Below are 18,001 nucleotides of genomic sequence, written 5' to 3'. Positions count from 1 at the left end.
GATGTAAAAGGTTAATAATTGATAAATAGAATTAGTTATGAGCAAGAACAATTTCCCAAAATTACATAATGCTACATGGCCAGGCATTGTTGGAAAAGGAGACCATGAGCCTATCATTTCATTGGATGAGCTTTTGGAAAAAACGGCCAATGCAGAAGTAAATGGAGTAAAATTCGATGGTGTTGATTTAGGATTATTTGATCCGCACGTAAAACTTGACCCTTCGGATGATTATATAAAAAGTGTAGTCGATAAGATAGGTGGACAGTATGGTCTTTCGATCGGGACTTTAGTTGCTCCTATTTGGCCACCTGATGGTGGATCAGCAATGGGCTCACCAGGAAGATCGTGACCGTTTTGTGGAAGTCGTGAGAAAAGCTTCAGAATTTGGTTATAAATTAAGAAAAGAAGGAATTCGCACGAACAATGTTATTCGCATTGATTCAGCTACTAGTGTCGAAGAATGGGCAAAGAATCCTACTGAAGGGACTAAATTAATAGCTGAAACTTTCCGTCGTGCTTGTGATGCTGCGGCAGAATATGGAGAACGCTTAGCGGCTGAGGGTGAAATCTGCTGGGGAGGAATGCAAAGCTGGAAATCCATGCTTGATACACTTGAAATGGTGGATTCGTGACAACATCGGATTCCAAGCGGACATGTCGCACACTTTCCTTTATTTACTGGGATATAATGCGCCAGAAGACCGCATCTTGAAAGAAGATTTCCAATGGGAGGACCGCGAAGAACTGGAAAGAGGCTTGAAATTCTTGACTTCTAAGTTGCGTCCATGGACAATTGATTTCCACGTTGCTCAGAATGATGGAACAGTATTCGGATCGGGTTCACATGATAAGACCGGCAGACATTGTCTTCCGACAGACCCTAACGGGAGATTGGATATCGCAAAGGATGCAGGATATTGGTTGAGAGACGAAAATGGCAACCTAACGAAAGCATTCAATCATATCTGTTGGGATGGATGTATGTTCCCTAATGAAGTAATGCACAAACAAGAAACATGGAATTCAATCTTGAAAACGATGATCGATGTGCGGGATTTGAATGGTTGGTCAGAATAAATCAAAAATCATGAGTAAAAAAGAATTAAGAATAGGATTAATCGGATGTGGATTCATGGGAAGAACCCACTCGAATGGATATAAACGTGTAAGTAACTTTTTTCCGGATCTGGAATACACACCAGTTTTGAAAGCTGTGTGTGCTCGTAGTGAAGACAAGGTCAAGGCTTTTGCTGAACAATGGGGATATGAATCTTATGAAACCGACTGGAGAAAACTGATTGCAAGAGATGATATTGATGCGGTAGACATTTGTACTCCAAATAATATGCATATGGAAATTGCCGTTGCCGCAGCTGCTGCTGGCAAAATGGTATTATGTGAAAAACCACTTTCTAGGACACTTGAAGAAGGGGAGAAAATGGTTGATGCAGTAGAATCCAATAAGGTGAAAAACACAATTTGGTACAATTACCGTCGATTACCGGCGGTTACCTTGGCCAAACAAATTGTAGCTAGTGGCGCATTGGGTAAGATATTCCATTACCGCACTAATTTCCTACAGGATTGGACGATCAATGAGAATCTTCCGCAAGGAGGCGCTGCATTCTGGAGAATGGACGCTGATGCTGCAGGATCTGGTGTAACAGGAGATTTATTAGCACACTGTATTGATCTTGCTATGTGGCTTAATGGAGGTATAAAAGATGTTTCATCCGTTACAGAAATCTTTGTTAAACAACGTGTTCATGATGAAACCGGAAAGATGGAAGATGTTAAGATTGATGATGCCTGTTTATTCCATTGTCATTTCGACAATGGTTCATTAGGTCTATTCGAGTCAACACGTTATGCACGTGGTCACAAAGCCCTTTTCACATTTGAAATCAATGGTGAAAAAGGTTCCTTGAAATGGGATCTTCATGATCTTAATAGGTTAGAGTATTTCAACAACGCTGATGATTCTACTGTTCGCGGCTGGAGATCTATTCATGTTACCGATGGAGATCAACCATACATGGATAAATGGTGGGTTCCTGGTCTATCAGTAGGTTACGAACATTCATTTGTTCATCAAGTAGCAGATTTTTTACAAAACCCTTGAAACGGGTGAAGAATGCCACCCTACATTCCGCGATGCACTAGAGACTCAGAAGGTTTGTGAAGCTGTCATCAACTCAGCCAACAACCGGAGATGGGAAGACACACATGTGGACTGGAAGAACATATAAACAAACGAAATTCTCATCATGAAAAAAATATTCAAATTTAGCTGTATCTGTCTTACAGCGACTGTTTTACTGAGTTCTTGCAATGGTACAAATGCGGAACAAAACAGCAAAGTTGACAGCACATCGACTGATACAATAGGCCTGGAAGAAGGCTATGTGGCCATGTTTGAGGACAACTCTTTGTCGGGTTGGGAAGGAGATTCTACGTATTGGAAAATGGAAAACGGTGTGCTTTCTGGAGAGATTCGTGAAGACCAAGAACCGTTAAAAAACAATACCTTTTTGATCTGGAAAGGTGGTGAAATTGGTGACTTTTCATTGAAAACTAAGTTTAAAATTTCCGAAAATGGAAATAGTGGTGTAAATTACAGAAGCGATCGTTTCACTGAAGTTCCGAATGCCTTGAGAGGGTATCAAGCTGACATTGACGGCAAGAACAACTACACGGGTCAGAACTATGAGGAACGTAAGCGCACGACCTTAGCTTACCGTGGCCAACGAACTGAAATCTTAAATCCCGCAGACGGAAATAAAGGTGAGTCTAAGAACAATGCTTGGACAAATCTGAAAATTATTGATTCAGTTGCAACACCAGAAGAGCTTCAATCTATTGTAAAACCAAATGATTGGAATGAATTGGAAATTGTAGCTGAAGGAAATAAACTGACACATTTCATCAATGGTAAAGTAATCGCTGAGGTAATCGACAATGATCCTGAAAACCGCAAGGACAAAGGATTGATAGGTGTTCAAGTGCATGTTGGTCCACCTATGAAAGTTGAATACAAAGACATGCAGATTAAAATCTTGAAATAATCATTATAAAATAATTATCCGTACCATGGAATGGAAAGCAACAGTGAGAGAAACTTTGTTCCAAATGCTTACAGCAGAGGAAAAGAGTTATATGGAAGAATGTGAAAAGGCGATTGCAGATAATTATTCGAGCAGTTTTGTAAGAATTTTTTCCTCGTTGAGCAGGAAATTAAATAATAGCAAGGACAAATTAGTAAGTATGGTCCAAAGCGATGACAATCCATTGATTGTTGAGAATTGGACTGTACTTAGACTTGCTAGAGTTTATCTTCTAGGATTAATAGAAGATCAACAGGAACCTTATTTTACTTTTATAGAAAAGTTATTCAATTATGCTGACATGCAAAGAGCTTGTAGCCTTGTATTCGGCTTTGAATATTTATCAATTTCCAAGGATTTGGGTTGAGCGTTGTAAGGAAGGTATCCGTAACAATATTGGTCCGGTTCAAGAAGCCATTATGGAGCGTAATAAATATCCTGCTCTTTACTTGGAGGAAGGAAGCTTGGAACCAATTAGTTTTAAAGAGTTTTTTCACCGGCAAGGAAATAAAGGAGATATACGGTTTATATGACCGTAATAATGAAAATCTCTCAAATTCTATTGTTGACTATATTTATGAACGTGATTCTGCCAAGCGAGAGATCAACCCTATGTTAATGGGAACTGGCAAAGGATCACCTACCACCTCGAGCTGTAGAGATCTTAAAACAGCAAAACAAGACTAGCCCAGAATTATTAGAGAAAAATTAAAATCAGACAGGAATGTGTACAGAATTAAATAGAGACTTAGCGAGCATGGGGGAGACCAATGCCGTTAGACTTTGAATTAATTAAAGGGATGAAATTTGTGGATCCACATATACATATGGTTTCACGAACGACGGATGATTACCAAGCGCTGTTTGATTCGGGAGTTCTTTTGTTGATTGAGCCTGCCTTTTGGGTTGGTCAACCAAGGACAGGGATTGATACTTTTAAGGATTATTACAGTAGCCTTATCGGTTGGGAAAGATTTAGGGCATCTCAATTTGGGATTAGACATTTCTGCACTATAGGTCTCAACTCTAGAGAGGCAAACAACGAGGCATTAGCTGAACAAGTAATGGAATTACTTCCTCATTTTATTTATAAAGAGGGTGTATTAGGAATTGGGGAGATCGGTTATGACGATCAAACCCCAGCTGAGGACAAATATTACAGGGCTCAACTTGAGCTCGCAAAAGAAGCTGGACTACCTGTCCAGGTTCATACTCCTCACCGCGACAAAACTAAGGGAACTACAAGAAGCATGGATGTGGCTTGTAGAACATGGTCTTGATCCCAAGACAGTTATTATCGACCATAATTCAGAAGAAACAGTAAAAGAGGTATTGGACAGAGGGTTTTATGCAGGTTTTACTATTTACCCTTTTACCAAAATTGGGTAATGAAAGAATGGTTGAGATTGTCAAAAGAATATGGTTCAGAAAGAATTATGGTTAATTCTGCTGCTGACTGGGGAATCAGCGATCCATTGGCTGTGCCTAAAACTGCAGCATTGATGCTACAACATGGTATCTCCAGAGAAGATGTAGAAAAAGTTTTGTTTCCAAAATGCATTGGATGCTTTTCAAGTTAGCAACCATATGGATCTAAATGATCTAGACAAAACTTTATTTGCAGATCCAAATGAAAAGTTTGAAGGTAATACCATCCTTCGTGGCGGACAACAACCTAGAGTAAATAAGGATTCGATTATTATTTCTTAATTCTCTGATTATGTTGAAAGCATGGATCCAATTAATCAGGCCTTCCAATGTTTTAACAGCAATATCTGATGTTTTAGCTGGCGTTGCATTAGCATGTCTTTTCCTGCAATCTGAGCTGCCTGAAACCGAAAGTTTAATCTGGATTACTTTGTCAAGTATGTTGCTATATACTGGCGGCATAGTATTCAACGATGTCTTTTGATGCTGCGTTAGATAAAATTGAAAGACCAGAAAGACCGATTCCTTCGGGAAAGGTTAAACGATCATCGGCAGCAATATTAGGTACTATTGCATTTTCTATTGGATGTTTTCTAGCCTATCAGGTTAATTTGACAGCCTTTTATATTGCATTGGCTATTGTGTTGATGTGCTTACTGTATAATGGGAAAGCAAAACACCATTTTATTGCTGGACCAATTGTAATGGGTTCTTGTAGAGGATTGAACTTGTTATTGGGAATGGCAGTTCTACCAGACTCGCTAAGCTATTTTTATCTTGCCATTGTACCTATTATTTACATTGCTGCTGTTACTAACATTAGTCGAGGAGAAGTTTATGGTAATAATAAAACAGCCATTTTGGTATCCATGGGGGCTGTATGCACTTGTGATCCTTACTTTAATCTATTTTGCTTTTGTCAGTAAAAATTATCTGGCATTTTATATTTATCTTGTTTTTCACTGTTATGATTGCTTCGCCTTTGTTAAAGGCATTGAAATCGTTAGCACCACAGGATGTTCGGAAGTCAGTCAAGTTTGGCGTATTGGCTTTGATTTTAATGAATGCAAGTTGGATAGCAATCTCGGGTTATTGGGTGTTGGCATTAGCCATCTGTGCTATTTTACCTGTTTCGATTTTCCTAGCTAAAAAATTTGCCGTAACCTAAATCTCAATATATGGAACGCGTATTAGAACAAAAATTCACTATAGAATACCAATATAATGTTTTCTTCACCAAGGGATTATTTTCTTTGGGGAACAACCTTTTTAAAAATTTTTTAACAGACCATAGCAATCCTGGTTTCAAACAGAAAATTCTATTTGTAATGTGACGAAGGTTTTTATGGATGCACATCCTAATCTTGCTGAACAGATTCGGAATTACTTTATGGAATCTGAAGACTTCATCCTTGCAAGTGAACCATTGGTAATTCCCGGGGAGAGATTTGCAAGAATGACCCAACTTGTTTGGACAATATTATTCAGGCTGTAGATCAATACGGTATCGACCGTCATTCCTACATTGTAGGTATAGGAGGTGGAGCCATATTGGATTTGGTCGGTTTTGCAGCAACGATATCCCATCGAGGGATTAAACATATTCGAATTCCAACAACGGTATTATCTCAGAATGACTCGGGTGTTGGAGTTAAAAATTCGGTGAATTTTAAAGGTAAGAAGAACTTTTAGGGACATTTGCCCCACCAAAAGCTGTATTCAACGATTTTGAATTCCTTGAAACATTGGATGAAAGGTCATGGATAGCGGGTGTTTCTGAAGCCATAAAAGGTAGCACTAATCAAGGATCTGTCATTCTATGAATGGATTGAGAATAATGCTGAAAAGATAAAAGAAAGAAATTCTTCAGAAATGGAGGATTTGATTTTCAGATGTGCTGACAAACATTTAGAACATATCCGTAATGGTGATCCATTTGAATTAGGATCATCGAGGCCACTTGATTTTGGCCATTGGAGTGCCCATAAATTAGAGCAGATGACTGATTTTGAGGTATTGCATGGAGAGGCAGTTTCCATTGGGATTTCAATTGATGTGCTTTACTCGTATCTGATTGGAAATATCTCTCGGGAAGAAGCATATCGAGTTGTTGACCTCATGAATAAGTTAGGTTTGCCTATATATCATCCAATTTTAGATACTGAAGAAGCAAGGTTTATTCTTCTTTCAGGGTTGTTGGATTTTCAAGAGCATCTAGGCGGTAAATTAACAATTGTGTTATTGGAAAAATTAGGTGTTGGCAAAGATTATCACCACTTAGATTATCCATTGGTATTAAAGACTCTTGATTTGCTCAAGAATTTTTGTCAAGATCAAAAACCCAGTTTATGAAGCTAGCTAATTCACATTTATCCTATTGGCAGCAATATTCATCCTGGCGAAGCATGGCATGATCACTTTCAAGAATTGAAGAAGCATTTGCCAAAAATAAAAGATGCAGTTTCCCCCCGACCAAGATTTCGGACTAGGGTTAAGGCTTTCAGCACAAGCAGCAGAAGATCTTAAAGATCCTCAGAAATTGCAGGAATTTAAGATATGGTTGAAAGATAATGGAATCTATGTTTTTACAATGAATGGTTTTCCTTATGGTGATTTCCATATTAAAGAAGTTAAAGATCAAGTACATGCTCCCGATTGGACAAGTGCGGAAAGATTTCAATATACCAAAACTCTATTTGACCTTTTAAACGAGCTGTTGGAGAATGGACAAGAGGGTGGAATATCGACATCTCCCCTTTCCTATCGTTTTTGGTTTGAAGACAAAAGTCAGGCATGGAAGTCCAAAAGAGATCTGTGTACGAAAAATATTTTGCTCATAGCTGAATACCTTTTCCAAAAGGAGGTTTCTACTGGAAAATATATGCATTTAGATATTGAACCAGAACCTGATGGCATGCTTGAAGATTCGCAGGAATTTATCGAGTGGTACAGCGAAGAATTGATTCCAATGGCCATTTCGTACTTTCAGGAAAAAGAAAAATTGGATGCTGATCAAGCCAAGGCAATTATAAATCGTTATATATGTTTATGCTATGACGTTTGCCATTTTGCACTAGAATACGAAGATCATGAAAAGTGTATGGCCAAGCTTGAAGAACTGAAGATTAAAATAGGTAAGTTCCAGGTAAGTTCTGCATTGAAAGTGAAATTGTCTGGGGATTCTGAAACAAGAGAAAATCAAAAGAACAAGCTCAAAGAATTTAACGAACCTATCTATTTGCATCAAGTAATTGCAAAGGATAGTACGGGTAATTTGATAAAATACAAAGATTTGCCGGATGCATTGAATGACAGTAATGATTCTACCCATGTGGAATGGAGAAGTCATTTCCATGTTCCAATATTTCTGGAAAGCTATGGAGAATTAGATTCTACACAGGAAGATATCTTAAAGGTTGTTGGATTGCAAAATGAGAAACAAGAACCAATCATATTGAGGTAGAAACTTATACTTGGGGTGTATTGCCCAAAACTTTGCAGGTTCCGATTGAGGAGTCTATATCAAGGGAAATAAATTGGTTAGTGGAAAAATAAAGAGTTAAGATGAAAAGAATAGCTGTAATTGATATTGTTGGGCTTTCAAGCTCTGTTATTGGAGAACATACACCTTTTATACAAAAATTCATACAGGAGAACAGACTACGACATATTAAACCGGTTATGCCTGCCCTCACCACCTCTGCTCAAACAACTTATTTAACTGGCGTTACACCGAGTGAACATGGAATTGTCGGAAATGGTTGGTTTGATGAAACTGCATCTGAAATCCAATTTTGGAAGCAATCGATAAGCTGGTTCAAGGTGAAAATATTTGGACCACCGCAAAGAAAATGAATCCAGCATTCACATGCGCACAAATGTTTTGGTGGTATAATATGTACAATGGCGCCGATTTTTCGGCAACCCCTAGGCCAAATTATTTAGCCGATGGAAGAAAGATGCCTGATTGCTATGCCTATCCTAGCAGCCTAAGAGATGAATTAACTGACAAGTTTGGAAAATTCCCATTGTTTAATTTTTGGGGACCTAATGCAAACATTACTTCATCAAATTGGATTGCAAACGCTGCAATGTATGTCGAAGAAAAACATCAACCAACATTAAACTTAATATACCTACCACATCTAGATTATTGCTTACAAAAATTTGGCCCAAAAGGTGAACAAACAGCAGTTGAGCTTAAACTCATTGATGAATTGGTAGAAAAGATGGTCACATTTTTTAAGGAAAGAAAAGTGGAAGTGGTATTGATTTCTGAATACGGAATAGGTCCTGTTGACCAACCTATTCATATCAATAGAATTTTACGAAAGGAAGGACTACTGGATATCAGAGTTTGAGAGAGGATTAGAACTTTTGGATGCTGCTGCGTCGGAGGCATTTGCAGTATCTGATCATCAAATAGCACATATCTATACCAAATCTGAAGCTACAAAACAAAAAGTAAAATCATTATTGGCAGATGTAGCAGGAATTGACAAAGTCCTCGACAAAGAAGAAAAAGCAGCATACGGCATAGACCATGAATCGGTCTGGAGACCTAGTTTTTATTGGCGAAAAGGAATGCTTGGTTTAACATATTACTTCTGGGAGGATGATGCAAAAGCACCAGATTACGCTAGAATGGTAGATATACATAAAAAACCAGGATATGATCCTGTAGAAATGTTCATGACATCCAAATCTAGAGCAATCTATAAACTAATATTGAAAAAAATTGGTATCCGAGCAGTATTAGACATTACTCCATTAGATCCAAGCTTGGTGAAAGGTTCTCACGGAATTACCGATGTTGATCAAGATTACTATCCTATCTTGATAGGAAATTTTGAACAGTTAGAAAATATTGTAGAACCAACTGCTATCAAGAACCTATTGTTGAACAAAATATTTGTTAACAAACCAGTAGATGAAATCGTAAATTCCTAGTATGTAGATAAAATGTAAATAGCCTAAACTGTTAAGTATAAATTGCTTTAGAAATATCTTTTGCATTTTTATAAATCAAACATTTAGGATTTTTATGTCATACCATGCTATAGAAAATTTAGTAGAAAGTACTATTCTTATCATTGAAAGGAGCCATCTTTCAATTGAAGAACAACGTAATCTGATTTATAATCTGTACCAATTCCAAAATCGCTTTGATACAAGTTATACCACATTACGTTGTTTTTCATTTTTGGAGAAAATTGGATATATTAAAAAACTCCCTGTTGATCAACACCCAGACTACAAAAGCGACTCTGAATATTTTGCATCGATTGAAGAGAATTGGATACCTTCCAACATTGATCAAGCAGATGAAGGCGATGTAGTTTTTTACGAGGATGGTTTTATTTTTCCTGAATATGGTTCCGATACTTGGAAGAGGTTAGTTGAAGAAGGTAAGTGGTCTGAAGCAAAAGAAGAACCACAGGAAATTCCTGTATTAAATTTAATTTCAACAGGAATTGAGTTAGCAGAAAAATATAAGGATAAATCGTTGATGCATGATTTCTATTTAGCGTTTTTAAATGCATTTTTTGAATTTGACATTTCATCAGAAGATGGTATTCCAAAATATTTTGAGGATTGGACAAACAATGGAGAGCTTCTCAAACTGCGCGAACTTTTCATTCAACACAGTCTATTGTCAATCAAGAAAAAGGAAACAGAATTTTGAAATTCCTAGTCGGACAAATGAACTTGGCGGATTCCCAACACCAGATGAGAAAGCCAAAATCGAATTCCTGATGGATTCCAAAAAGACTGTTGATAAAATTTACACATCCTATCTCAAGAATAAAAAATCACTTGAAAATATAGCTGAAAATGTTCTAACAGTTGAAAACTATGTAAATCAAAAAATCGAATCATCAGACTACTCCTTTCTATCATATGAGGTATCAGACGATTTAAATACTCATAAATGGCTTTGTTTTAAAGATGTTAAAACAAAGGTATCCAATAGTAGGATTTTCAATAATATAACCTTAGACGTTGAATTTAGCTCTATATTCATTGACACTTATGTTCAGTATGATCTACTAATGAAATGGCAGAATGTGGCAACCAGCACCAAAATCGGAAAACGCACATTTTAAAACTTCTCTTTTTGAACTAATCCCATACGACAAGGAGTTTGAAAAAAAAACTAAATGTATGGGGATTATGGTTGCTTCCCATGAAATCAAAGGGTCAGGCTGTTATCAAATCATTAGATGAGTTTTTCACTATTGCCGATAATTTAGACGGCGCATACCTCGCAAAAATAGAAACTGAGTTTCCAGAAAAATTTTTCTCAAAACCGTATCAGTATTATATAGACATTTTTGAATCCGAGGAGCCAATTGAAGACTTTATTTTGATTAAAAATTTATATTCCATTTCTCTTTTGTTTATCTATAAACTCGTAGGGGAAGGAAAGCTGAAAGAAGCCTTAGAAATAAACAATCTAATGGAAGAAAGACTGTCAGATCGTTTTAGAGAAAGTATTCCTTGGTATAAAAAGCATTATTTACCATATATCAAAGCAATCAAAAAAGGGCAGAAACCTGAGTTGCCTCAATTCTTTCTAAGAAATTAACAACATGGAAAGCAATCTATTAAGAAGAGTTCACTATATTTGATTAATGAAAAAGTCAGATTAGCAGCATTCAACTATATACAACTAATTTAAGTAAGGCAACTAATGCCTTGCATGTATATTATTGAATCATAAAAATGCTAAAATGGAAAATTATTTCGAAAGCCCATTTATGGGCAAAATAATCAAAGATCATATTACAAATCCCAATATAGTTGCCGGTAGGTTTTCCTATTATTCGGGTTATTATCATGGACACTCATTTGATGACTGTGCTCGCTATTTATTTCCTGATGAAAAAGGTATTGACAAGTTAATTATTGGCTCCTTCTGTTCAATCGGAAGTGGTGCCAGTTTTATTATGGCGGGGAATCAAGGTCATAGGTATGATTGGATTTCAACATTCCCATTCTATTATATGCCTGATGTGGACATATTTGAAGGTAGTCAGAATGGTTATCAATCATCCGGCGATACTGTAATTGGAAATGATGTATGGATAGGTACAGAGGCCGATGATTATGCCTGGAATAAAATTGGAGATGGAGCCGTCATAGGTAGTCGTGCGTTGGTGGCAAAAGACGTGGAGCCTTATTCGATTATTGGAGGCAAATCCTGCCAAATTAATCCGCAAAAGGTTTCATGATGCTGAAATCGAAATGCTACTAGAATTAAAATGGTGGAATTGGGATGACGACAAACTCAAAAAAGCCATGCCCATATTAAGCTCCGGGAATATCAAAAAATTATACGAATACTACCAATCATTCGATAAATAAATTCATATAAATACAAAAACCCCTTTGCATTGTTACAAAGGGGTTTTTATTTTCAAATTTCACATCTCACATCTCACATCTCATATCTCACATCTCACATCTCATATCTCAAATCTCCCTACAGATGTATCAATTTCATTTTAGGAACTAGTATCCTCATAATGGTCCATGCTATTAAATAAGCTACTGAACAAACTGCAAATATTATAAAATAACCGGATTCAATTCCTTCAAATCCAAAAAACTTTCATATTTGTTTGTTCAGCATAGTCAAACAAAACTCCTGAGATCTTATTGATCAAGAAAGACCCTATACCTCCAGCTAATCCGCTGATTCCCGTCACAGTGGCAATTGCCTTTTTAGGGAACATATCCCCAACTGCAGAGAATATATTGGCTGACCATGACTGATGTGCTGCAGCACTTATACCTATCAAGATCACAGGAAACCAATAGCTATATTCACCCAGTGGCTGTGCAAACAATATTAACAGTGGAAAAAATGCAAATATCAGCATGGCACGCATACGACCAGCATATACTTCCATTCCTTTTTTCTCAACAAAGTAAGTTGGCAACCAACCGCCAATGATGGAGAGCATGGTAATAGCATATAGTACAAAAATTGCTATCTGTCCTTCAAAATCTGAAGATTTGATATCATACACAGAACTTAAATAAGCCGGGAACCAAAATAGAAGAAACCACCAAACACCATCTGTAAAGAATTTTCCGAAAATCAATGCCCAAGTTTGTTTGAACTTTAGACATTCCAGAATCGAAACTTTGGAAGTGACTGGTGTTTCAGCTGTCGCGATCTCCCCATGGTCAACATCTTGTTTTATATAGTTTAGCTCCTCCTCATTTACTTGAGGGTTTTCTTCTGGCTTTTTATACATAAACTGCCAAAATCCCATCCAGATAAAGCCCAAGGCACCAATAATAATAAAAGACATTTCCCAACCATATTGGGCAGCTATTACTGGAATTACCAACGGAGCTACTAATGCGCCAATGGTTGTCCCGGAATTGAATATGGAAGTAGCAAATGCGCGGTCTTTTTTAGGAAAGTATTCTACGCAGGCTTTCATTGCAGCAGGAAAGTTACCTCCTTCTCCAAGGGCCAATACAATCCTTGCAAAAATAAACACGGTTACAGAAATATTGACGACTTTACTGATATCTTCAATACCAGCTATGATTTCTTTAGATTGTTCAAAGGTAACTAGCCATTGTCCTGTTAACATTCCTGAAGTAATCATACCACAGAATGCATGCAAAATTGCCCCTACAGACCAAATCGCAATTGCCCACATATAGCCCTTTTTAGTTCCTAGTTTATCAATTATCCGCCCTGATAAAAGCATGGAGATGGCATAAACGATAGCGAATATAGCCGCTACATTACCATAGTCATTGTTAGTCCAATGGAATTCGGGAGCTATAAAATCTTTCCAGGTCAAGGAAAGTACTTGTCGGTCCAAATAATTAATGGTCGTTGCAAAAAACAATAATGCGCAGATGGTCCACCGATATCTGGTAGGTTTAGTTGATGTCATAATTTTAGTTTATGGTTTAGATTGGTTAAGATCTTAAAATCCCTAATTCTAATCCTCTCAATTCTGCTAGGCCTCTCAATCTTCCGATTGCAGAATAACCGGGATTAGTGACCTTATCCAAGTCATCTAACATCTGATGGCCATGGTCGGGCCTGAATGGAATCGGTTTTTCACGATTTTGATTTTCTTGACTCAATCCTTTAACAATTTCATACATGTCAACATCCCCATCTAAATGATCAGCTTCATAAAAGCTACCCAATTCATCTCTTTTCACATTTCTTAAATGGGCAAAATATACGCGATGCTTTACTTTATCCAATATACTTGGAAGATCATTCTTAGGTCCTGCTCCTAAAGAACCGGTACAAAAACAAATTCCATTAAACTCCTTGGGTTGTTCATTGATTATAAAGGTAAGATCTTCTTCATTGCTAACCACTCTGGGAAGCCCTAGGATTGGATATGGTGGATCATCGGGATGAATGGTCATCTTAATTCCATTAGCCTCACAGGTGTCAGCTATTTCACCCAAGAAATAGAGAAGGTTTTGCTTAAGACCATCTCTTCCAATAGTTTTGTAAATATTGATGCTGTCATGCAGTGATTCTAGAGTTATATCTCCTTCTCCTGGGATTCCCATTAGAATATTAAATTGGAGATGAGTTTTCTCATCCTCTCCCATTTCAGAGAATTTTTTATCTGCCGCTAATTGAACCTCTTTTGGATAATCTTGGCTAGCACTTTCGCGCTGGAGAATATAAATATCAAAAATAGCAAGGTCAATCCAATCAAATATAAAGCCTTGGACCCATCTTTCATCATCAAGTCCAACTGAGTTCTGGTCCAGTCTAGGACTGGCATAAAATTATAACAAATGGTATAAATGCCACAGGCTGCCAAATTGATCAATGATTGTTTATATCGTTTGATATACTCATCGGCTTCTGGCGATTTTGTTTTTATCGCTTCATGGACAGGAACAGATTCAACCACAGACCACGTTAGTCCCGCTTCTTCAATGATGCGCTTTCGTTCTTGGATATCTTCAATTGGCCAAACCTCACCATGTGGGATATGATGTAAAGCCGATACAATTCCAGTTGCTCCAGCTTGTTTAACATCTTGAAGAGATACTGGATCATTTGGACCATACCATCTCCATGTTTGCTCTAATACTTTTTTATTTTCCATTTTATACACCACACCATGAGTTAAAACCACCATCTACAAATACAACTTCTCCTGATACAAAAGCCGAAGCATCGCTCAATAAATAGATCAAGGTACCTTCTAATTCCGAAGGATCTCCTAATCTTCTATATGGAGTTCCATTGATGAATTTTTGAGCTCTATCTGTATAGCTTCCATCTTCATTGGTTAATAACGTCCGATTTTGTTCTGTTAAAAACACACCAGGTGCAATGGCATTAACTCTAACTTGATCTCCATAACGAAGTGCCAATTCCGTTGACATCCATTTAGTAAATCCATCAATACCATGTTTGGCAACAGTATATCCCAATACACGAGTCAGTGGACGAGATGCTGCCAACGAAGAAATGTTGATAATGGAGCCTTTACCTTTTTCAGCAATTAATTCACCAAAGATCAGAGTAGGTATGATTGTACCATATAAGTTTAATTCAATTGCTTTGATGGTATCTTGGATTTTATTGTCAAAAATGGATTGGTCATCTCCAATGGTAGCTCCAGGGATATTGCCACCTACCGCATTGATCAACCCATCAATTGAACCATATTTATTGACAATTTTTTGTTTTGCATCTTTTACGGATTGTTCATCCATAACATCAGCTACCAATCCTATAGCTTCAGCACCAAGGTCGGTAGCCATATTAACACGTTCATTGATTTTATCTTGATTTCTCCCAATGATAACAATCGTTGCTCCTGCTTCTGCAAGGGCTTTTACAAATGATTTACCTAAAATTCCGGTACCACCCGTTATAACGATCACCTTACCTTTTAGGGAAAATTTCTCTAGAATACTCATAGTTTATGGTTAGATTATAATTCAATAATACTGAAATAAAAGCGAAAAACGGGTATTCTCCTTTGGTTAATTACTTAATCGTTTTCGTAAATTATCGTTGACAATAAATTCAAAACCACTATATTGAAGTTTTTTATAACCTATGCCACAGATCTTAACATTCGGAGAAATACTTTATAGACTTCAAAGTGAAAATGAATCAATCTTTGAGGCTGGTTCAAATCGCTTAAAAATATTCCCTGGGGGGTCGGAAGCAAATGTTGCTGTTGGGCTTGCTCAGATGGGAGACCAGGTTCAGTATTGTAGTGCCTTCCCAGATAATGTGTTTGCAAACGATTTAAAAAACACCTTAGAAAACTTAGGGGTGGACTGTTCCAAATCTATAATTTCTGGGAATCGCATCGGCAGCTATCTATTGCTTTCGGCAAATGGACTATCTAGCGGTGAGGTTGTATATGACAGGAAATACTCTAGTTTTAGTTTATTGAAATTAGAAAACCTAGATTTTGACAAACTGTTTGATGATGTTAATTGGTTGCATTGGTCAGCATTGACGCCCGCCCTATCTTTAGGCATGGCAGAGTTAATGGAGCAGGTGCTGAATGAAGCCAATAAAAGAAATATAACTATTTCTGTAGATTTAAATTATAGAAATAAATTATGGAAGTATGGTAAATCACCATTAGAAATAATGCCCGAACTGGTGCGATATTGTGATGTAATCATGGGAAATATTTGGGCAGCAAACAATATGCTTGGCAGTCCAGTAGAGGCAGGATTGACCAGAAATACTGAGAAAGACAAGTATTTTGATTGTTCTCAGAAATCATCTGATTATATTTTTAATCATTTTCCAAAAGCTAAACATATAGCGAATACTTTTAGATTTATGGACCACTCAAAACATAATCTATTCTTTGGCACTTATCATAGTCATTCAGAAAACACTATTTCTGACACATATGAAACCCAAGAAGTGATCGACAGGATTGGAAGTGGTGATGCTTTTATGGCTGGACTGATTCATGCTCTAATAAACAACATGTCTGCTCAAGAAATAGTTAACTTTGCCACAGCAGCGGGATATCAAAAATTATTTGTTGAAGGTGACTTCGGAAATGGAAAAGCAATTTAATATGAAAAATCAAATTATAGATCAAATACTTCAAAGTCCGGTTATCCCGGTATTTTATGATGCTGATATAAATACTTGCATAAAAATCCTTACAAGTTGCTATCAAGGAGGGATTCGAGTTTTTGAATTTGTCAACAGGGGTCCTGAAGCTGAGAAGAACTTTAAGGAACTTTTGGATTACAGGGATAAAAATTTCAAGGATTTAAAATTAGGAATCGGAACTATCATGAATGCCGACCAAGCGAAACTATTTAGTGAAATGGGGGCTGATTTTTTAGTAAGTCCGATATTTTCAGATAGCATTGCTTCAGCCATTAAAGATGGCATGCTTTGGATTCCGGGTTGTATGACTCCAAGCGAAATTGCAGCAGCTCAAAATGTAGGTTGCACATTTGTTAAACTATTTCCTGGAGAAACCTTGGGCCCGGGATTTTTGAAAAGCATAAAACCGATTTTCCCTAAATTGAAGTTTATGCCAACAGGTGGTGTGGACTGTACTGAAGATAGTATTGACAAATGGTTTGATGCTGGAGTAAGCGCAGTTGGACTAGGTTCTAAACTCTTCGTGAAGATCGATGGAAAATATCAATATGGTGCTATCAGTGAAAATTGTGACAACTTATTGAATTGGGCAAAACGGAAAACAAAAGGACTTTAAAGACTGATTTCTGTTAGTTTTTGGTTTTCAAGAATAGCTCTTTCAAATTTTCTGATATTTCTTTTATCCATTAATATCTCCATTTCTATGGTGAGAACATCAGCAGACATCGTCTGCTTTTTTATTTTAACATGCTTTGCCATAGGTTTTATTGCTTTGAGCAAATTATCCTTCACTTCTAGATCGTTTCTATGCATACTAACTGTTAAAACCCTTACAACATTATGGATAACATATTTATTTAAAAGCGGTCCAGAAACTATAATGGCAAAACAAGCCAATAAAAATATTGCCGCAATAATATATACTCCAAAACCTATTGCCATACCGATTGCTGCAGACATCCAAATAATACTGGCAGTGGTCAGGCCATTAACATTGACCCCATCCTTGAAGATAACGCCTGCACCCAAAAATCCTATACCTGAGACCACATAGGACGCAATACGTGTAGCATCTTCAGACTCTCCTGCTCCTAATTTAAAAGACAACAATGAAAAGAGCGTACTTCCCAAACAGATGATGGAGATCGTTTTGAATCCGGCTGATTTATCTTTCCATTCTCTTTCAAATCCCAAAACAAAACCTGCACAGAGCGATAAAACCGCTTTGAGCAAATCATTCCAATCCCATACAATCTGGTCGAAAAAATAATCCATTATGATTTAATAGTTATAATATGAGTGAACAAATATAATACGAAAAAGTTGATTTAAACCCTTAATAGGT

Annotated in this window: 25 protein-coding genes and 4 pseudogenes; 25 read left to right on the top strand and 4 right to left on the bottom strand. The window is 37.0% G+C overall.

Translation table 11 applies throughout. The features are described 5' to 3' along the window. The first annotated feature begins 37 nt into the window (after positions 1 to 37). The 23 genes and pseudogenes from FGL31_RS23045 to catB all read left to right on the top strand — a co-directional run bounded on the left by FGL31_RS23045 (position 38) and on the right by catB (position 11,903). A complete protein-coding gene (locus FGL31_RS23045) occupies positions 38 to 352 on the top strand; it encodes a hypothetical protein (RefSeq protein ID WP_197734076.1) in 315 nt (104 codons plus the stop codon). Next, the gene (locus tag FGL31_RS23040) at positions 315 to 635 is read left to right on the top strand and encodes an IolE/MocC family protein (RefSeq protein WP_197734075.1); all 321 of its coding nucleotides are present in this window, start codon (positions 315 to 317) and stop codon (positions 633 to 635) included. The genes FGL31_RS23045 and FGL31_RS23040 overlap by 38 nt, the downstream gene beginning before the upstream one ends. After that, positions 616 to 1,080 (top strand): hypothetical protein, encoded by a 465-nt coding sequence (locus FGL31_RS23035; protein WP_197734074.1) that lies wholly within the window; start codon positions 616 to 618, stop codon positions 1,078 to 1,080. Before FGL31_RS23040 ends, FGL31_RS23035 begins: the two co-directional genes overlap by 20 nt. Before the next feature lie 10 nt (positions 1,081 to 1,090). After that, positions 1,091 to 2,125 carry a Gfo/Idh/MocA family protein gene (locus tag FGL31_RS03620; RefSeq protein WP_197734073.1) on the top strand — a complete coding sequence of 345 codons (1,035 nt, stop codon included), beginning with the start codon at positions 1,091 to 1,093 and terminating at the stop codon, positions 2,123 to 2,125. 145 nt (positions 2,126 to 2,270) lie between these two features. Further along, positions 2,271 to 3,068 carry a 3-keto-disaccharide hydrolase gene (locus FGL31_RS03615; RefSeq protein WP_138089721.1) on the top strand — a complete coding sequence of 266 codons (798 nt, stop codon included), beginning with the start codon at positions 2,271 to 2,273 and terminating at the stop codon, positions 3,066 to 3,068. A gap of 25 nt (positions 3,069 to 3,093) precedes the next feature. After that, on the top strand, positions 3,094 to 3,474 hold the full coding sequence (locus tag FGL31_RS03610; RefSeq protein WP_138089720.1) for a hypothetical protein: 381 nt from the start codon (positions 3,094 to 3,096) through the stop codon (positions 3,472 to 3,474). Beyond that, positions 3,401 to 3,640 (top strand): hypothetical protein, encoded by a 240-nt coding sequence (locus tag FGL31_RS30485; RefSeq protein WP_512745606.1) that lies wholly within the window; start codon positions 3,401 to 3,403, stop codon positions 3,638 to 3,640. Before FGL31_RS03610 ends, FGL31_RS30485 begins: the two co-directional genes overlap by 74 nt. Continuing rightward, positions 3,537 to 3,794, top strand: a complete 258-nt coding sequence (locus tag FGL31_RS03605) for an EboA domain-containing protein (protein WP_512745618.1) — start codon at positions 3,537 to 3,539, stop codon at positions 3,792 to 3,794. The genes FGL31_RS30485 and FGL31_RS03605 overlap by 104 nt, the downstream gene beginning before the upstream one ends. 83 nt (positions 3,795 to 3,877) lie before the next feature. Continuing rightward, positions 3,878 to 4,387 (top strand): TatD family hydrolase, encoded by a 510-nt coding sequence (locus FGL31_RS24455; RefSeq protein WP_232046240.1) that lies wholly within the window; start codon positions 3,878 to 3,880, stop codon positions 4,385 to 4,387. Between the two features lie 108 nt (positions 4,388 to 4,495). Continuing rightward, entirely contained in the window at positions 4,496 to 4,687 is a 192-nt protein-coding gene (locus FGL31_RS24450; RefSeq protein ID WP_232046239.1) for a hypothetical protein, read from the top strand. After that, the gene (locus FGL31_RS24445; RefSeq protein ID WP_232046238.1) at positions 4,668 to 4,817 is read left to right on the top strand and encodes a hypothetical protein; all 150 of its coding nucleotides are present in this window, start codon (positions 4,668 to 4,670) and stop codon (positions 4,815 to 4,817) included. The genes FGL31_RS24450 and FGL31_RS24445 overlap by 20 nt, the downstream gene beginning before the upstream one ends. Before the next feature lie 10 nt (positions 4,818 to 4,827). Continuing rightward, positions 4,828 to 5,019, top strand: a complete 192-nt coding sequence (locus FGL31_RS22510; RefSeq protein ID WP_171017535.1) for a hypothetical protein — start codon at positions 4,828 to 4,830, stop codon at positions 5,017 to 5,019. Beyond that, complete coding sequence (locus tag FGL31_RS03595; RefSeq protein WP_138089718.1) at positions 5,009 to 5,461, top strand: UbiA family prenyltransferase; 453 nt, start codon at positions 5,009 to 5,011, stop codon at positions 5,459 to 5,461. Before FGL31_RS22510 ends, FGL31_RS03595 begins: the two co-directional genes overlap by 11 nt. Next, positions 5,452 to 5,703, top strand: coding sequence for a UbiA prenyltransferase family protein (locus tag FGL31_RS03590; protein WP_138089717.1), 252 nt, complete (start codon positions 5,452 to 5,454; stop codon positions 5,701 to 5,703). Before FGL31_RS03595 ends, FGL31_RS03590 begins: the two co-directional genes overlap by 10 nt. A gap of 302 nt (positions 5,704 to 6,005) precedes the next feature. Further along, positions 6,006 to 6,227 (top strand): dehydroquinate synthase/iron-containing alcohol dehydrogenase family protein, encoded by a 222-nt coding sequence (locus tag FGL31_RS30240; protein ID WP_197734072.1) that lies wholly within the window; start codon positions 6,006 to 6,008, stop codon positions 6,225 to 6,227. Positions 6,228 to 6,335: 108 nt separating this feature from the next. Then, a complete protein-coding gene (locus tag FGL31_RS29580) occupies positions 6,336 to 6,887 on the top strand; it encodes a 3-dehydroquinate synthase family protein (protein WP_197734381.1) in 552 nt (183 codons plus the stop codon). Positions 6,888 to 6,990: 103 nt separating this feature from the next. Further along, positions 6,991 to 7,998 carry a metabolite traffic protein EboE gene (eboE, locus tag FGL31_RS03580; protein ID WP_232046237.1) on the top strand — a complete coding sequence of 336 codons (1,008 nt, stop codon included), beginning with the start codon at positions 6,991 to 6,993 and terminating at the stop codon, positions 7,996 to 7,998. Positions 7,999 to 8,099: 101 nt separating this feature from the next. After that, positions 8,100 to 8,896: pseudogene (locus tag FGL31_RS23010) on the top strand (alkaline phosphatase family protein). Beyond that, positions 8,832 to 9,485: a hypothetical protein gene (locus FGL31_RS23005; protein WP_197734069.1), complete on the top strand. Its 654-nt coding sequence runs from the start codon at positions 8,832 to 8,834 to the stop codon at positions 9,483 to 9,485. The pseudogene FGL31_RS23010 and the gene FGL31_RS23005 overlap by 65 nt, the downstream one beginning before the upstream one ends. Positions 9,486 to 9,579: 94 nt before the next feature. Further along, on the top strand, positions 9,580 to 10,221 hold the full coding sequence (locus FGL31_RS03570; protein WP_138089716.1) for a hypothetical protein: 642 nt from the start codon (positions 9,580 to 9,582) through the stop codon (positions 10,219 to 10,221). 70 nt (positions 10,222 to 10,291) lie between these two features. Further along, complete coding sequence (locus FGL31_RS03565) at positions 10,292 to 10,642, top strand: hypothetical protein (protein ID WP_138089715.1); 351 nt, start codon at positions 10,292 to 10,294, stop codon at positions 10,640 to 10,642. Between the two features lie 38 nt (positions 10,643 to 10,680). Next, positions 10,681 to 11,124 carry a hypothetical protein gene (locus FGL31_RS03560; protein WP_138089714.1) on the top strand — a complete coding sequence of 148 codons (444 nt, stop codon included), beginning with the start codon at positions 10,681 to 10,683 and terminating at the stop codon, positions 11,122 to 11,124. A gap of 145 nt (positions 11,125 to 11,269) precedes the next feature. Further along, positions 11,270 to 11,903 (top strand): annotated as a pseudogene (gene catB / locus FGL31_RS03555) (type B chloramphenicol O-acetyltransferase). Positions 11,904 to 12,021: 118 nt separating this feature from the next. Here the strand turns inward: catB and FGL31_RS03550 are convergent. The 3 genes and pseudogenes from FGL31_RS03550 to FGL31_RS03540 all read right to left on the bottom strand — a co-directional run bounded on the left by FGL31_RS03550 (position 12,022) and on the right by FGL31_RS03540 (position 15,479). Further along, a pseudogene (locus FGL31_RS03550) lies at positions 12,022 to 13,462 on the bottom strand (MFS transporter). Between the two features lie 25 nt (positions 13,463 to 13,487). Next, positions 13,488 to 14,656, bottom strand: a pseudogene (gene uxuA / locus FGL31_RS03545) (mannonate dehydratase). A 1-nt stretch (position 14,657) separates the two neighbouring features. Beyond that, entirely contained in the window at positions 14,658 to 15,479 is an 822-nt protein-coding gene (locus FGL31_RS03540) for an SDR family oxidoreductase (RefSeq protein ID WP_138089713.1), read from the bottom strand. 142 nt (positions 15,480 to 15,621) lie between these two features. On the opposite strand from FGL31_RS03540, the gene FGL31_RS03535 reads away from it, so the two are divergent. Further along, complete coding sequence (locus FGL31_RS03535) at positions 15,622 to 16,614, top strand: sugar kinase (protein WP_138089712.1); 993 nt, start codon at positions 15,622 to 15,624, stop codon at positions 16,612 to 16,614. A 1-nt stretch (position 16,615) separates the two neighbouring features. Then, the gene (locus FGL31_RS03530; protein ID WP_138089711.1) at positions 16,616 to 17,272 is read left to right on the top strand and encodes a beta/alpha barrel domain-containing protein; all 657 of its coding nucleotides are present in this window, start codon (positions 16,616 to 16,618) and stop codon (positions 17,270 to 17,272) included. Here the strand turns inward: FGL31_RS03530 and FGL31_RS03525 are convergent. Beyond that, complete coding sequence (locus tag FGL31_RS03525; protein ID WP_138089710.1) at positions 17,269 to 17,931, bottom strand: MgtC/SapB family protein; 663 nt, start codon at positions 17,929 to 17,931, stop codon at positions 17,269 to 17,271. The genes FGL31_RS03530 and FGL31_RS03525 overlap by 4 nt on opposite strands. Positions 17,932 to 18,001 lie beyond the last annotated feature (70 nt).

Origin of the sequence: Sphingobacterium daejeonense (genome assembly GCF_901472535.1) — a bacterium.
In the GTDB taxonomy this organism is placed as follows: Bacteria; Bacteroidota; Bacteroidia; order Sphingobacteriales; family Sphingobacteriaceae; genus Sphingobacterium; species Sphingobacterium daejeonense.
The sequence above is the reverse complement of the archived record's forward strand: the minus strand, read 5'-3'. Positions and strand labels throughout refer to the sequence as shown.